The organism is Plantactinospora sp. B6F1, assembly GCF_040120695.1.
Classification (GTDB): Bacteria; Actinomycetota; Actinomycetes; order Mycobacteriales; family Micromonosporaceae; genus Plantactinospora.
This window is the reverse complement of record NZ_JBEEAC010000001.1, coordinates 359,033-373,178: the sequence shown is the minus strand read 5'-3', so window position 1 is coordinate 373,178 and position 14,146 is coordinate 359,033. Positions and strand designations below refer to the sequence as shown.

Genomic DNA, 14,146 nt, shown 5'->3' with positions numbered 1-14,146 from the left:
TCGGTGCCCCGCCGTACGACGTCGCCGACAACGCTAGGGACGTTCGACGTGCCAAAAAATCTTGCTATCCACCCAACAGGACGGGGGAAGACCCTACTGTCCAGCCCGTGTGGAACTGGCGGAGCCCGGGCCGTCGCCGTACCGCCTCGCCGAGCCGCTCACTCGAAGCCCATGAACCCGTCATGGTTGTAGATCACGATGCGGCCCCCGGCCGCCACGACCAGGCCGCCGCCCCTCGGCGTGAACTGGTGCCCGAAAATCACCTTCCCGGAAGCCGTGTCGACGATCTCCACGCCGTGGCCGAGCCCGAACAACGTGCCGTCGGCGACGCCCACCATCCGCCCCCGGAGCGACTGGTTGTCGCCCTTGCGGGTGGCCAACGTCCAGAGCTGCTCGCCGGTGAGCATGTCGTGGCCGATGAAGCGATACTCCTCGTCGACCAGCGACAGCACCCCTCCGACCGGCAGGCCGAGGCGGATCTTTCTGGGCAGCGGCTGGTCCCAGAGGTTCTTGCCGGTACGCGCGTCGAGGCCCCACATCCGGCCCGGTTCACCGTGGCTGGTGACGACCACGATGTCGCCGCTGGTGACCATCTCGTCGGGTGCCTCGCCCTCCGGGAAGTCGAACTGGTGCACCGGCTTGAGCGCCTTGCTCAGCACGGCGACGCTCCGCACTCTGGTATTGATGCCCTCGGTATCCTTCAACGGGTCGGGCCGGACGAGGACCACGAGGTGGTCGCGCGCCGCGCGAGGGCCCACCAGAGCGTAGTGCGACTTGCTGGTCCGCTGGTAGCGAACCTTCCCGGTGACAAGGTCGCGGCCGATCAGCTTCGCCCCGTCGGCGTAGTAGAAGACCCCGTCCAGGATCGCTCCCGGCTCCGGGGCGGGCCGGCTGCTGACATGATTGCCCATGAACGCCCGGTGGCTCACCTTGGCGCGCCACCGCTCCTGCCCGGTCGTGGTGTCCAGGGCGACGAACTCCACCGGGGTCTTGAGTGTCTCGTGCTCCTCCCCGAGCGGCACGACCACCGTTTCCCCGGACGCCACGGGTGTCGCGACCGCGGCCCACGGTAGCTGTTGCCGCCAAAGCTTCTTGCCGCTCGCACCGTCGTAGCCGGTCAACTCCGCCTCGCCCGAGCCGTCGATCTCCTTACGTAGCCCGACGAACCGGGTGCCGTCGGAGACCAGGCCGTACCGGTGCGGAACCTCGTCGAGCTGTGGCACCTCCCAGACCTTGCTGAGCCCGACCCAGTGGTGGGAGACCGTCTCCGGAGTCCCCTTGTCGCCACCGTCGGAGAAGGCCTCCTTCGCCGGGACCCGGTGCGGCCCTTCGACCTCCGGCTCACCACCGTTCTTGGTTGGCAGAAGGCCGCACCCCGTGACGAGTGCGAGGGAGAGAACAAGGGGTAGCAGACGAAACCGATCCATGGGCAGGAAAGTACGGCGGCAACCCCCTGACCGGCAAATCCTCCCGGCCATCCTCCGGTGGGGCGCTGCGGCCCGACGGCGGCTGACACTGTTGCCGGCCGCCGCGAGTCGCGCCGTCAGGTCGGGATCGCCCTGGCCCACTCGCGCCGCGGGCTACTTCGCGCCGCGGGCTACTCGCGCCGCAGGCTACTTCGCGCCGGTCACGATTCCCGGGTTGATGCACAGCCCGGGGTTGCTCCCGTTCTTTTCCGCGATTTCCAGGCAACGGCTGATCTTGTCCACCTCCGCGTTCTTCTCGGTGATGGCCTTCTGCTTCTCCGCGTTGATCAGGTCCTGGTCGAGGTTCCGTCCCTGGGCCAGCTTGTCCTGGAACACCTTGATGTTGGCTTCGGTCTTCTCGTCGTGGTTGACCCGGATGATGGTCACGGACAGGATCTCGATGTCCTCACCGAGGCGATCCTGGGCCGAAGCCTGCACCTTCTCCGCGAAGGGCCGCAGGTCGACGTTGAGGTTTCCGGTCTTCGCGTCGATGTTCGCCAACGGGTTGTAGGTGGCGAAGGCGTCGTTGACCGCGCCGTCGAGCTGGACACCGACGCGCTGGCCCCGGAACGCCTCGAAGTCCCCCTTGTAGTCCATGAACTGCCGAGGGGCGTTCTCCGACCGCACCTGCCACTCGATGAGCAGCTCGACCCCGGCGTTCGCCAGGGTCCCGGTCCGGACCGGAACGGCGTCGTCGGCGCCGATGTGGTCGTACTTCTGCCGGCTCGCGTCCCACTCACCGACCTTCTCCCACGGGGCGACCCAGTTCAGCCCACTGCCGGTGACCTCACCGGTGGGCTTGTTGAACGAGGTGACGATGCCCACGTTCCGCACCGGTACCGAGTTCGCCGCCGAGCCGACCGTGAGCGCGACTCCGAGTAGTGCCGCACCGGCGGCGCCGCCCAGGACGCGGCCCCGTGTGCCGCTCGGCGCGAACATGCTGTACATGGCGGCGAGGACCGCGCCCGCGAAGACGACGAGAGCGCAGACAAACAGCCCTGGCATTACCGCAACTCCTCTGCTGGTCCCCGACCGGAACCCAAGGTGATCTTGCTATTTGCCGGCAGCATAACGAGCAGGGGCAACCACTGGTTCGTCCGACGGCGCTGAAGTTCGTCCGGCGGCACCGGAACGCTTCTAGCGGACCGCGCGTGCCGTTCCCTCGGCGTCGACCGCGATCCGGCCCTGCTCCCCGGCCCCGCCGCACTCGCCGGGACCGTCGACCAGCGTCGGATCGAGCGTCAGCCGCTGGTTGACGATCCGGCTGCCCGCCGGATCGGTCAGCCGCACGGTCACCTCGACCGGGTCGGACGGCATGTCGGGGAGGTCGACGAAGCCGGATTTCTCGCCGGTGGGCTCGGCATGTGCGGCACAGACATCGTCAGAGCCGCTCCCGGTGCAGTCCTCGTCGACGACCCGGGTGCTCGGCTCCAGGACGACGGTGTGTGTTCGGCAGGAGCCGCTCCAGCACACTGCCAGCTCCCCGGCGGTCACCCGCTCCGCGACCGCCTCGTCGACGGTGATGCCGATCCCCTGTCGGACGGCGATCAGAGGGCACACCCTCGCTTCGGTGCCGGCGCAACCCGCCAGGGTCGTAAGCGTCAACGCCGCAGCCAGCAAGGAACTGCCACTCGCCATCGCGCTCCAATCGGGCCGGGACGTGGTATGACGATGCCTCGACGCCTCGGTATCGTCCCAGACGGCTCCATCGCCAGCAATGAGCTCCGACCATCGATGTCGACGACGGGAGGTGGCGGGCGGCGGTTTCGACGTCCATGATCGGTGCATGGGCACGTCGGTCTGGCGAGCGTTGGAGCGAGCATCTCCCGGTCCGATCGGGCTCGCGGTGTGGATCGCGGTGACCGTACCCGCCCCGCTGCTGTTCTTCGACGCTACCCACCGGTGGGAAGAGGACCAGCGGGTGTCGACGGCGCTGTGGTGGAGCCTGGCAGCCCTTCCGGCACTCGCCGGCACGGTGGCGGCGCGCTGGACCCGGCGCACCGGCCGGCAGCGCAGCGGCTCCGGGCTCCTGGTGGCCGTCGCCGTGGCCACGCTGCTCAGCGCGGCGTTTCTGGCCGTGTCGATGGCCGTCTACCGGTGGGTCATCCCGTTGGCCGGCACCGTCGACTGGTGGGGTGTGGCGGTCCTGGGCATCGCGTTGGCGGCCGGCGGCGCGGCGATCGGTTACCCGATCGGGCTGGGCCGCACGCGTCGCGGCCGGCTCTCCGACCGGCACGGCTACCTGATCGGCGCAGCCGTCGCGATACTGGGTGTTCTCCTCGCACCGGTGACCATCCGGTTGGGCGCCGAGGGCAGCACCGCGTCGTTCGACCCGACAGCCTACGGCGGAGTGGGACCGTACGCCGACTCCGCCGGCGAGCCGGGGACGCTGTCGTTGCCGGCGTCGGGTCGGTACGCGATCTTCGCGGTGGGCTTCGCACCGGAGGATCCCGATTGCCGGGTCACCGGGGCCGGGCTGACCGGTCGGTCGGCGGAGCTAGTCGCGATTCCACCCGGGAACTACGGCGGGGACGCCGCGTCGTACGCCTGGGTCGCCTCGTTCGACGTTCCCGAACCCGGCACCTACGCGCTGTCCTGCAGTGCCTCGGACCCGCAGGCGTCCTACACGGTCGGGGAGCTGCCGCCGATCCGCGGGGCGGTCGGCGGGTTGATCCACTGGCCGTCGGCCACGATCTGGCTACTCGGGGCCGTCCCCGGTCTGCTGATCGTCGCGGACGCCGTTCGGCGACGCAACCGGACGGCGGCGCGAGGCGGAGGTAAGAGAGTTCACGGATAGGCGCGGCAACCTCTGGTCCCTAACTGTCACGCCAGCGGACCCGGGTCGGGCGAACGCCGGTGACCGCGTACTCCAAAGCCGCGTCGCGGACGGCGCCCGGTGTCACGCAGGCCAGCTTCGGACCGCAGGCGATCGGTTCGCCGCCGTAGTCGAACTCGATCCGTTCGACCCCGACCGGCCACGGGGGCAACTCCGGCTCGTAGCCCAGACTGCCGGTCGGCCCGGTCCAGTAGAGGAATCCCCGCACCGGATGCCCGAGTCCGAGCTGCAACGACGGCAGGGTCGACGGCGTACCCGGCCGGAAGCCCGGCTCCAGGAACCTCGGCGTATACATCCCGACCACCTGCGGCTCGGGCATCAACGCCGCCAGGCCACCCAGCAGGGCGTCCAACTCGGCGACGCTGCCCACCGCCTCCCACCTGCCCTGCCCCCACACCACCGCCATCATCACCCGGCGGCTCCCGCATCACCCGAGGACGCACCACCATCGCCCGGCCTGGCGGATCTCGGCAGGTCGGCGAGCCGACCGGCCAGAACCAGCCGCTCGTAGGCCCACCGCCACTCGTCGCACCGGCTCCGTCCACACCGCACGCAGATCCCGAGGTCGGGGTCGTCGGCGTGGATCAACATCGTCTCCCGGAAGTGCGCCGCCATCTCGTCGGAGACCTCGGCCGCCGCAGACGGCCGCCCAACCGGTCGATCCGTCACCGCTGATCACCCCACCACCGGCCGTCGGCCAGCCGGGCGTTCCGGGTCTGCCAACTCCGCAGCGCCGCCTTGACCCGGTCAGCGTCCGCGCGAGCGACCCGGACGTCGCGCCGCAACAGGTCCACCTCGTCGGCCAACCGGGCCAGGAACCGGTACACCTCGTCCGGGTCCAACCCGCGTCGCCACGGCCCCCTCCCGAACCGGACCGACCGGATCTCCGTCGAGGTCAGCCTCGGATACACCGCGCTCACCGCCGACCACCGCCAGCCCGATCGGGTACGCCCACCGGCGCCGCAACCGCACCACCACCCCACCCCGCCCTCCGGGCGGCTCCCGCACACCACCACACCCGTGCCCTCCCGACGTCGTCCGCACCTGTCGACTGGATCGGCACCGAGGCGGGCGGGGTCGGCAGTCCGCCACGCCGGCATGGCGGAAACCGTTGGCCACAGCACCCGCCCCGGGCCGTGGGTGGATCGTGTACGGGAATACGTCTCCTCGGAATGACGCAACGTTGGCGGGATATATACGCAAAGCGCATTGGTTCGATAACCTCGTCGGCATCTGCCCGATGCTCAACCGGCACCTCGTGGGAGTTCTGACATGTCCCGCACATCCCCGCCAGCCTGCGCCAGGTGTGGTGCCCGGTTGGCGAGAGACAACCGCACGAGAGCCTGTGGGCGATGCAGCGGCCATGCCCGCAGCTCCCTCTTCGCGCCGCCATCGTTGCCGCCGGAGTTCTGGCAGACCAGAGAATTGCGGGACGCCTTTGCTGAGCGTCATATCGGCCACGTGATCAGGGCGTACCGACATCATCCCCACCATGGACCACGGCCGCTGTCTCAGGATCTCGTGGCCGGATGGATGAGCCAGACGCAAGCCCAGCTCAGCCGCTTGGAGAACGGGCCAGGGTTGCGCGACCTCGATCGACTGGTCGACTGGGCGCTCCTCCTCGGCATGCCCGCCGAGATGCTGTGGTTCGCGCTGCCCAGTGTTGGGCAGCCGCTGGCAGAGCAGCCCCGACCTGACCGTATCGCGCTCCCCTTCATGTACGCGCTCCGTCAAGCTGATCGACAGCTCGGCGGCGCCCATCTGTACGCCACCGTCGCAACCCATCTCGCCCGGTATCCGCGCATGCCGCCGTCCACCGGTGTCAGCCCAGAGACGCCCTCCGCAGCAGCACCGGTGGCCTGCCTCGCTGAGATGGCCGGCTGGATGGCAATGGAAAGCGGCGCCAGGAGGATGGCTTATCGACATCTGTCCCAGGCCGGTGCCGCCGCTGCCGTCAGCGGCGATACCCAACTGGCTGCCCAAGTCTGCGCGAGCCTCAGCCACTTCGCCCGACGGCACGGCAATGCGAGCGATGCGGTGGCGCATGCCGAGGCAGGGTTAGGACGTCTTTGGAGCGGACCTCCCCATGGGCCGCTTGAGGCTCGGCTGCATGCGGTACGCGGCTGCGGATTGGCTGCAAGCGGACGCCCGGTCGAGGCGGTTGCGGCGATCACGGCTGCTCAGTCGGCTTTCCAGCGCGAACGTGCCTTCTCCTCGCAGTGGCTCAGCCCATTCGACGAGGCGTCACTCGCCGCCGAGGCAGCCTGGTGCTTCCTCCGGATAGGCGACCTTGCCGAGGTGGCCAGGCACGTGGACCAGGCCCTCGCGGGCCGCGAAGCCGGTCGGGTACGTAGTCGAGCCTTCGCCCAACTCACGCTGGCTACCGCGCTTCTCGGCCAGAGCCGTCCGGAGGAGGCGTGCGCTCTGATCCGCGAGGTGCTGGCATACACCACAAGTCTCGGCTCCGCCGTACTCGTCGACCAACTCAAGCATGTCGCGTTGCTGCTGAGGTCCTACTCGGAGCAATACGGCGAAGTCCCCGAGGTGATCGAGCGGGTAGACCAGGCTGTGGTTGACCGGGAGTGGATCTCGGCAACCGGTGCCCTGCATGAGCCCCCAGCAGCCCATCCACCACTATGACCAGCAACGAACCGCCGCTCTACGAACGCGACCGCGCGGCTTGGCACGAGTACCTCGCCGAAGGCAACGCCCGGCAGGCCCGCAAGCGTGTCGGCGCCGATGCCCTCATCCGGAACGACCGGGGCGAGGTCCTGCTGGTGGATCCAAGCTACAAGCCAGACTGGGACCTTCCCGGGGGCATGGTCGAACACAACGAACCGCCGCGCCAGGCCGCTGAGCGTGAACTGCGTGAAGAGTTGGGTCTCGAACTCTCGCTCGGGCCGATGCTGGTGGTCGACTGGGTTGCACCGCACGGCCCCTGGGATGACAGCCTCATGTTCGTCTTCGACGGCGGCATACTCGATGCCCGACAGATCCGTCCACTCCGTGCAGCAGATCCGGAGATCAGAGCATTTCGGTTCTACTCTTTGACACATGCGGCGACGATACTCAGACCATACGTTTGGAGACGCCTTGAGCAGGCGCTCGCTGCCGTCGCCGACGGAACGGCACGCTATCTGCATACGCTATGATCGACCGGCCAATGCGATGATGGATGTCCCAAGCTCGTCGTTGCGGTATCAAGAAGGGGCAGGTCACCGCCCGGCATCATCGTATCGAGCCTCGACCGCCGAGACCGACGGCAAAGCTTTCCTACCAGCAGCCAAGCGGCCAGCCCTCATCCGAGCGCCCACAGGGCTGGCCCAGCCCCGTTCTTGACAACCGCGTCGGGTACCCCCTCGCCGTAGACAACCCTTCGCGCCCCCGTGTCGCGCGCGGGGACGGCCACACCAATCCGCATCTGGTCCGGCGGGTTATCGATGGCAACATCTCGACGATTGTCGAATGCCGGGTACAGATACCGCCGCTAGCGCGATGATCAGCACGGCGGCCAGGAGATGGCGTCCGATCCGTTTCACACTCCTCCTGCCCCCTCCGGTACGCCACAACCTAGACCAAGGCGAGCCGGTATTCCATCAGTGGGAGGCCTTCAACCCTGTCGATGACAGCCCGGCAGAACGCTGCATCAGTGTGACGTACCCGTCCTCAAGCGACGGTGCCACCGGCACAGCGTCCGGGCTCGGCCGGGTCGGGCTGACCACCCGGTAGTGGGTGCCGTCGGTCCGGCTGATCGCCGAGACCACCACGCCCGACGGCGGCGGTGCCCCGACGGCCGACACCACCTCCCAGGTGGCGCCCTCGCCGATCCGGACCAGGTCGGTGACCATCCCGGTGTAGACCACCCGGCCGCCCGCCATCACCGCCGCGTGCTGGCAGGTCTGCGCCACGTCCTCCACGATGTGCGTACTCAGCAGCACCGTACGGCCCCCGGCCAGCCCGGCCAGCAGGGTCCGGAACCGTACCCGCTCCTCGGGGTCCAGCCCGGCGGTCGGCTCGTCGACCACGATCAGGGCAGGGTCGCCCAGCAACGCCTGCGCGATGCCGACCCGTCGCCGCATCCCGCCGGAGAAGCCCTTCATCCGCCGGCCGGCCACCTCGGTCAACGCCACCAGCTCCAGCAGCTCGTCCACCTGCCGGCGCCGGGCCCGGGTGTCGTCGAGCCCCTTGAGCAGCCCGACGTAGTCCAGGAACTCCCGGGGTGACAGGTCGGGATAGAAACCGAGATCCTGCGGCAGGTAACCGAGCCGGCGCTGCACCGCCAGCCGACCGGCCCCGGTGGTCAGGTCGTGCCCGCCGACCCGTACCTGCCCGCCGCTGGGCGGCAGCACCCCGGCCAGGATCCGCATCAGGGTGGTCTTGCCGGCGCCGTTCGCGCCGAGCAGCCCGTACATGCCGCCCGGGATGGCCAGGTCGACCGAGTGCAGCGCGGTGACCCTGCCGAACCGGCGGGTCAGGCCGGTGGTCTGGATGTCCATGCGAGGTGAACCTTTCGACAGGCGGGACGCGTCAGGCGGCGTGCCGGCGACGGGACAGGACGGTGTTCGCGACCAGCAGCGGCAGCAGGCCGAACAGGACGAGTAGCGCGATGCTGAGCAGCGCGCTGCCGGCGCCCGGCTCGGGACGCAGGAAGGAGAGCCAGCCTGGCGTGCCGGCGAAGAGCGCCAGCCCGCCCGAGAGCCAGCTGGCCGGATAGTCGCCGATCGGGGTGAGCAGCGTGCCGGTCAGCGTGGGCATGAGGTCCGGGGTGAGCATGTTGCCCCAGAACCAGTAGCCGACGAAGAACACCCGGAACAGCGGCGCGGAGATCGCCAGCGGGCAGGTCAGGGCGAAGCCGGCGACGAAGGCCAGTCCGGGCAGCATGACCACGGCGAACGCGAGTACCGCCCAGCCGAGCATCAGGGGGTCGGCCCGGTGCACCGCCTCGTAGCCTCCGGCGACCACCATCAGCAGCAGCACCGGCAGCGCGGTGGCGGCGAGCCCGCCGAGGTACTTCCCGGCCAGCAGCAGACCCGGCCGGACCGGCAGGCTCTCCAGCAGCGCGGCGGTGCCGAGCCGGCGGTCCCGGACCAGCCGGTCCGCCAGCACCATGCCGAAGCCGAGCGGCAGCACGATGCCGAACAGCAGCGCCCAGCCGGCCATCACCTCCGGGGCCGTGGCGTCCGCCGGCAGGTAGCGGGGCCCGGCCGGGCCCTGGAACAACGCGATCACCGTCGCCAGGATCAGCATCGTCAGCCACAGCGACCGCTTGCGGGCCTGCATCCGGAACTCGTACCGGCCGACCGCGAGCAGTTCCGACATGCCGCTCACTCCTCCTCCTCGGACAACAGCAGATGGGGCCGGCGCAGCAGCAGCGCGACCGCTCCGGCGAGCAGCAGCCCGGTGAGGGTCAGCACCAGCCGGTTCGTCAGCCAGCCCTCCCCGGTGCCCACCCGGGAGGTGGTGAACAGGAAAAGTGGGCGGGTCCAGTCGTGCCCGACCAGCGCATCGGCGAGGATCTGCTCGCAGAGCCACAGCCCGGCGATCCCGCTGGTGGCCAGTACGACGCTGCGGCTGAGGACGGCCAGCAGCACCGCCACGGCGGCGAGCCAGATCGTCGGCGGCGCCCAGACCAGCGGCGAGGCGAGCGGGTCCGGCCCGGTCCACCAGCCGGACAGCCCGAGTCCGGCCGAGTAGACCAGCGCGGCGAGCGCGGCGGCCAGCGCCAGCACGCCGAGCCGGCGGCCGAGCGTGTGGGCGTACCGGGTCGGGAGGGCGAGTTGCAGCTCCCGGCAGCCGTCCCTGGCCACCATGGTCACCGCGGTCATCGCCACCGCCAGTGGCAGCAGGGCTTCCGGGCCGGCGAGCAGCAGGTTGCCGATCTGCCGCCGCCCGGCCCCGCCGTTGCCGGCGAGCAGGGCCATCGCCACCGCGCCCAGCAGCGCCGCCGGTGGCGCGACGCCGGCCGCCCAGCCGGCGCGCCGCGCCTCGTACCGCCACAGCTGGCGGGAGCCGGCCCGACGCAGGGGAACGGGCCAGGAATATTGGGCCATCACACCACTGGGTGGGGCGCCGGGCCGCCGGGGTTCACCGGTACGCCAGGTGACCCGGGCCACATTCCGGCGCCGGTCACCGGCCGTAGGCGCGGCGTCCGAGCCCGGCCGGCAGGTAGGGCAGGAGTACGACGGTGCCGGTCGTCAGCAGCGCCGCGACCAGCAGCAGCGGTCCGCTGGTCCGCCACAGCGGCTCGACCAGCCGATCCACCGCGCCGTCCAGGGCGCTGGAGCCGGCCAGCACCCGGAGCACCCAGAGGACCATGGCGACCGCGATCCCGACCGCCGGTCGCCAGAGCACCGACAGCGCGAAGCTGACCGCCGAGAGCAGCGCCATCGGCCCGAGCCAGGCGGCGAAGAGCACCAGCGGCGCCCCGGCGTCGGACCAGGCCAGGCCGAGCGAGGCGACCGAGGCGGCGCCGAGGATCGCACCGAGCACCAGGGTGAGCCGGGCCAGCAGCACCGCGCGTACCCCGGTGGGGCTCGCCGCGACCAGCTCGCCGGCCGGATCGGCGCCGCCGCCGCAGGCCCCGGCGACACCCAGCGCGGCGACCAGGGGCACCACGACGGCCAGGACCTGCTCGGAGGTTCCCGGCGGCGCCCAGCCGGCGACGGCGGTGCCGACCGCCAGCACCACGGCGGCGACCAGCCAGACCCGCCGGTCGACCAGGCGTCGCTGGGCGGCCAGGATCCGCACCGCCCGGCGCGCGGCGGCGCCGCCGAGCGGTGCCGCATACCGGGGTACGCCCGGCGCGGCGGCCCGGGCCGGCGCCAGCCGGGCCAGCACCCCGGCGAGCAACCCCGGCGACGGTACGGCGACCGCCGCGACCCGGTCACCGACGGCGTCGGCCACCCGCCGCCACGCGGTCAGTTCGGTCGCACAGCCGGGGCACTCCGCGACGTGCCGGGCCACCCGGCCGGCCCGGTCGTCCGGCAGGGTGCCGGCGGCGAAGTCCGCCAGCAGCTCGCTCGGGTGGGTCATCGTCCCGCCTCCCGTCCGGAGATCCCGACCGCGGCGGCGTCGGGCAGCGCCCGGGCGAGCCCGGCCCGGGCGTGGAACAGTCGACTCTTCACGGTGCCGAGCGGAATGCCGAGCACCTCGGCGATCTCGGCGTGCGCGAGTCCGGCCCCGAACGCCAGGTCCAGCACCTCCCGGTACGCCGGTGCCAGCTCGGCCAGCGCGGCGGCCACCGCCCGGGCGTCGGCCCGGGCCAGCGCGACCGCCTCGGGGCCGGGCTCCCCGGTCGGCACCTCGGCGGCGGCCTCCATCGGCAGCGGGACCGGGCGGTGTCCGGTCATCCGGCCCAGGGCCTGCCGGCGGCAGATGCCGAACAGCCAGGTACGCACCGTGGACCGCCCCTCGAACGAACCGGCGCCCCGCCAGGTGGCCAGGAGGGTGTCCTGGAGCGCCTCCTCGGCCCGACCACGGTCTCCGAGCAGCCCTTCGGCGTACGCCAGCAGCGGCCGGCCGTGCCGGTCGTACAGCTCCTCGAAGGCCCGCTGGTCACCGGCGGCCACCCGGTGCAGCAGCCCGCGGTCGACGTCATCCATCCCGTCCTGGGTAGCCGGCCGACCCGCCCGGGTTCACGGATCGGCGGCGAATGTGCGGCTCGTCACAGCCGGGTCTGTCGCCTCTGGGAGGATCATCTGATCACGATGATGGATTTTCGGATCGTCGGTCCGACCCGGGCCGGCCACCGTGCGGACACCCCGGCCCAGTCGGTGGTGCCGGCGCAGCTGCCGCCGAACCTGCCGGTCTTCGTCGGCCGGAATGCCGAACTCGACCGGCTCGACGCCATCCTGCTGCCGGCCGGTGACCCTCCGCCGGGACGGTCGGTCGCGCTGATCTTCGGAACCGCGGGGGTCGGCAAGACCGCCCTGGCGGTGCGGTGGGCGCACCGTCGTGCCGCCAGCTTCCCCGACGGCCAGCTCTACGTCGACCTGCGCGGCGTCGAGCCGGCCGACTCGACGCCGCCACGCCCGGAGCAGGCGATCCGTGGCTTCCTCGGCGCGCTCGGGGTGCCACCGCAGCGGATGCCGGCGGAGCTGGCCGAGCAGGTGGCGCTGTACCGGGGCCTGGTCGCCGGCCGGCGGATGCTCGTGCTGCTGGACAACGCCGCGGACACCGCGCAGGTCCAGCCCCTGCTGCCCGACTCCCCCGGCTGCGGTGTGATCGTGACCAGCCGTAACCGGCTGTCCGGCCCGGTGGCCGCGGTCGGTGCCGAGCCGCTCGCCCTCGACCTGCCGCCGGTCACCGAGGCCCGGCACCTGTTGGCCGTCCGGATCGGTGCGGACCGGGTGTCCGCCGAGCCGGACTCGGTCGACGAGATCATCGCCCGGTGCGCGCGGCTCCCGCTCGCGCTCGCCCTCGTGGCCGCCCGGAGCGTCGCCCGTCCCGGGCTTCCGCTTCGGACACTCGCCCGGGAACTGCGCCGCCCGGACGGCCGGCTCGACGGGTTCGGCGACGGCGGTGCGGGGACGGACGTGCGGGCGGTCTTCGCCGGCTCCTACCGGACGCTGGAGGCGGCAGCGGCCCGCCTGTTCCGGCTGTTCGGGCTGCATCCCGGGCCGGAGATCGGTGTCGCCGCCGCGGCCAGCCTGCTCGGGGTGCCGATCGCGCAGGCCCACACGGCCCTGGCCGAGCTGGTCCGGGCGAGCATGCTGGTCGAACGTTCCCCGGGCCGGTACGGCTGCCACGACCTGCTCCGGGCCTACGCGGGCGAACTGGCGAACGACCGGGAGCCCGCGCCGGAGCGGCAGCGGGCGGTACGCCGGCTCTTCGACCACTACCTGCACACCGCGTACGCCGCCGCCCGGCTGACCCACCCGCACCGGGACGAGATCACCACCGGTCCGGTCGAGCCGGGGGTGACCGTCGAGACGTTCGACGACTCCGCACAGGCACGTGCCTGGTTCGGCACCGAGCAGCCGGTACTGCTCGCCCTGCTCTCTGGGAGACCGCAGCCGGACTTCCCGCACGCCTGGACCCTCGCCTGGACCTTCGCGCCCTTCCTCGACGAGCACGGCCACTGGCCCGACCTGGTGGCCGTGCTGGAGAGCGCGCTGGCGGAGGTACGCCGGCTCGGTGACCGACCCGACGAGGCGTACGCGCTGCGCTACCTCGGCATCGCCTACCTGCGGCTCGGCCGGCACGACGACGGGCACGCCCACCTGCGGCAGGCCCTCGCGCTCTTCGCGGAGCTGGACGATCCGGTCGGCCAGGCGCAGGTGCACCACAACCTGGCCCTGGTCGCGGAGCAGCAGTCCCGGTACCGGGACTCGCTGCGGCACGCCGAGCAGGCGCTGGAGCTGTTCCGGACGGCGGGACACCGGATCGGACCCGCCCGGGCGCTCAGTTCGGTGGGGTGGTGCCGGGCCCAACTCGGCGAGTACGAGGCGGCCATCACCTCCTGCCGGCTGGCCCTGGCCGAGCAGCAGGACCAGGGCGACCGGCCCGCCGAGGCGCACACCTGGAACAGTCTCGGGTACGCCCACCGGCACCTCGGGCAGCTCGCCGAGGCGATCGCCTGCTACCGCCGGGCCCTGGATCTGTTCCGCCGGCTCGGCAACCGCCCCGCCACCGCCGACACGCTGATCCGGCTCGGTGACGCGTGCTGTTCCGACGGCGGGTTGGCGGAGGCCCGCCGCAGTTGGCGGGAGGCGGTGGAGATCCTCGACGACCTTCACCACCCGGACGCCGACCTGGTCCGTTCCCGGCTGCGGCGGGGCGGCGGCCCGGGTCCGGAGGGTCCGGTGTGAGCCGCTGCGCCATCAGAGACCGGAGAAGAACCCGG

General features: G+C 71.6%; 15 protein-coding genes. 4 read left to right on the top strand and 11 right to left on the bottom strand.

Annotated features, from left to right (window positions below; all coding sequences use genetic code 11):
• Positions 1-158 precede the first annotated feature (158 nt).
• The 3 genes from ABNF97_RS01455 to ABNF97_RS01445 all read right to left on the bottom strand — a co-directional run bounded on the left by ABNF97_RS01455 (position 159) and on the right by ABNF97_RS01445 (position 3,026).
• Positions 159-1,427, bottom strand: coding sequence for an outer membrane protein assembly factor BamB family protein (locus ABNF97_RS01455; RefSeq protein ID WP_165436710.1), 1,269 nt, complete (start codon positions 1,425-1,427; stop codon positions 159-161).
• A 186-nt stretch (positions 1,428-1,613) separates the two neighbouring features.
• Positions 1,614-2,471, bottom strand: a complete 858-nt coding sequence (locus tag ABNF97_RS01450; RefSeq protein WP_130462724.1) for an SPFH domain-containing protein — start codon at positions 2,469-2,471, stop codon at positions 1,614-1,616.
• A gap of 132 nt (positions 2,472-2,603) precedes the next feature.
• The gene (locus tag ABNF97_RS01445; RefSeq protein ID WP_130462723.1) at positions 2,604-3,026 is read right to left on the bottom strand and encodes a hypothetical protein; all 423 of its coding nucleotides are present in this window, start codon (positions 3,024-3,026) and stop codon (positions 2,604-2,606) included.
• Between the two features lie 226 nt (positions 3,027-3,252).
• Here ABNF97_RS01445 and ABNF97_RS01440 point away from each other — a divergent pair, with 226 nt between their 5' ends.
• Positions 3,253-4,263 (top strand): hypothetical protein, encoded by a 1,011-nt coding sequence (locus ABNF97_RS01440; protein ID WP_130462722.1) that lies wholly within the window; start codon positions 3,253-3,255, stop codon positions 4,261-4,263.
• A gap of 19 nt (positions 4,264-4,282) precedes the next feature.
• Here the strand turns inward: ABNF97_RS01440 and ABNF97_RS01435 are convergent, their stop codons facing one another.
• The 3 genes from ABNF97_RS01435 to ABNF97_RS01425 are packed head-to-tail and all read right to left on the bottom strand — an operon-like array spanning position 4,283 to position 5,222.
• Positions 4,283-4,711: an Imm1 family immunity protein gene (locus ABNF97_RS01435; protein WP_349337566.1), complete on the bottom strand. Its 429-nt coding sequence runs from the start codon at positions 4,709-4,711 to the stop codon at positions 4,283-4,285.
• Positions 4,711-4,971, bottom strand: a complete 261-nt coding sequence (locus tag ABNF97_RS01430; RefSeq protein ID WP_130462720.1) for a hypothetical protein — start codon at positions 4,969-4,971, stop codon at positions 4,711-4,713. Before ABNF97_RS01430 ends, ABNF97_RS01435 begins: the two co-directional genes overlap by 1 nt.
• Entirely contained in the window at positions 4,968-5,222 is a 255-nt protein-coding gene (locus tag ABNF97_RS01425) for a DivIVA domain-containing protein (RefSeq protein ID WP_165436709.1), read from the bottom strand. Before ABNF97_RS01425 ends, ABNF97_RS01430 begins: the two co-directional genes overlap by 4 nt.
• A 613-nt stretch (positions 5,223-5,835) precedes the next feature.
• On the opposite strand from ABNF97_RS01425, the gene ABNF97_RS01420 reads away from it, so the two are divergent.
• A complete protein-coding gene (locus ABNF97_RS01420) occupies positions 5,836-6,942 on the top strand; it encodes an NsdA family TPR-like regulatory protein (protein ID WP_130462718.1) in 1,107 nt (368 codons plus the stop codon).
• On the top strand, positions 6,939-7,454 hold the full coding sequence (locus ABNF97_RS01415) for an NUDIX domain-containing protein (RefSeq protein WP_130462717.1): 516 nt from the start codon (positions 6,939-6,941) through the stop codon (positions 7,452-7,454). The genes ABNF97_RS01420 and ABNF97_RS01415 overlap by 4 nt, the downstream gene beginning before the upstream one ends.
• 444 nt (positions 7,455-7,898) lie before the next feature.
• On the opposite strand, the gene ABNF97_RS01410 is transcribed toward ABNF97_RS01415, so the two are convergent.
• The 5 genes from ABNF97_RS01410 to ABNF97_RS01390 all read right to left on the bottom strand — a co-directional run bounded on the left by ABNF97_RS01410 (position 7,899) and on the right by ABNF97_RS01390 (position 11,903).
• Positions 7,899-8,798: an ATP-binding cassette domain-containing protein gene (locus ABNF97_RS01410; RefSeq protein ID WP_130462716.1), complete on the bottom strand. Its 900-nt coding sequence runs from the start codon at positions 8,796-8,798 to the stop codon at positions 7,899-7,901.
• Between the two features lie 31 nt (positions 8,799-8,829).
• A complete protein-coding gene (locus ABNF97_RS01405; protein WP_130462715.1) occupies positions 8,830-9,630 on the bottom strand; it encodes an ABC transporter permease in 801 nt (266 codons plus the stop codon).
• Positions 9,627-10,352 carry a hypothetical protein gene (locus ABNF97_RS01400; RefSeq protein WP_349337369.1) on the bottom strand — a complete coding sequence of 242 codons (726 nt, stop codon included), beginning with the start codon at positions 10,350-10,352 and terminating at the stop codon, positions 9,627-9,629. The genes ABNF97_RS01405 and ABNF97_RS01400 overlap by 4 nt, the downstream gene beginning before the upstream one ends.
• 76 nt (positions 10,353-10,428) lie before the next feature.
• Positions 10,429-11,334, bottom strand: coding sequence for a zf-HC2 domain-containing protein (locus ABNF97_RS01395; RefSeq protein WP_130462713.1), 906 nt, complete (start codon positions 11,332-11,334; stop codon positions 10,429-10,431).
• Positions 11,331-11,903 (bottom strand): sigma-70 family RNA polymerase sigma factor, encoded by a 573-nt coding sequence (locus ABNF97_RS01390; RefSeq protein WP_130462712.1) that lies wholly within the window; start codon positions 11,901-11,903, stop codon positions 11,331-11,333. Before ABNF97_RS01390 ends, ABNF97_RS01395 begins: the two co-directional genes overlap by 4 nt.
• 105 nt (positions 11,904-12,008) lie before the next feature.
• Here ABNF97_RS01390 and ABNF97_RS01385 point away from each other — a divergent pair, with 105 nt between their 5' ends.
• Positions 12,009-14,111: a tetratricopeptide repeat protein gene (locus tag ABNF97_RS01385; RefSeq protein ID WP_130462711.1), complete on the top strand. Its 2,103-nt coding sequence runs from the start codon at positions 12,009-12,011 to the stop codon at positions 14,109-14,111.
• The last annotated feature ends 35 nt before the right edge of the window (positions 14,112-14,146 follow it).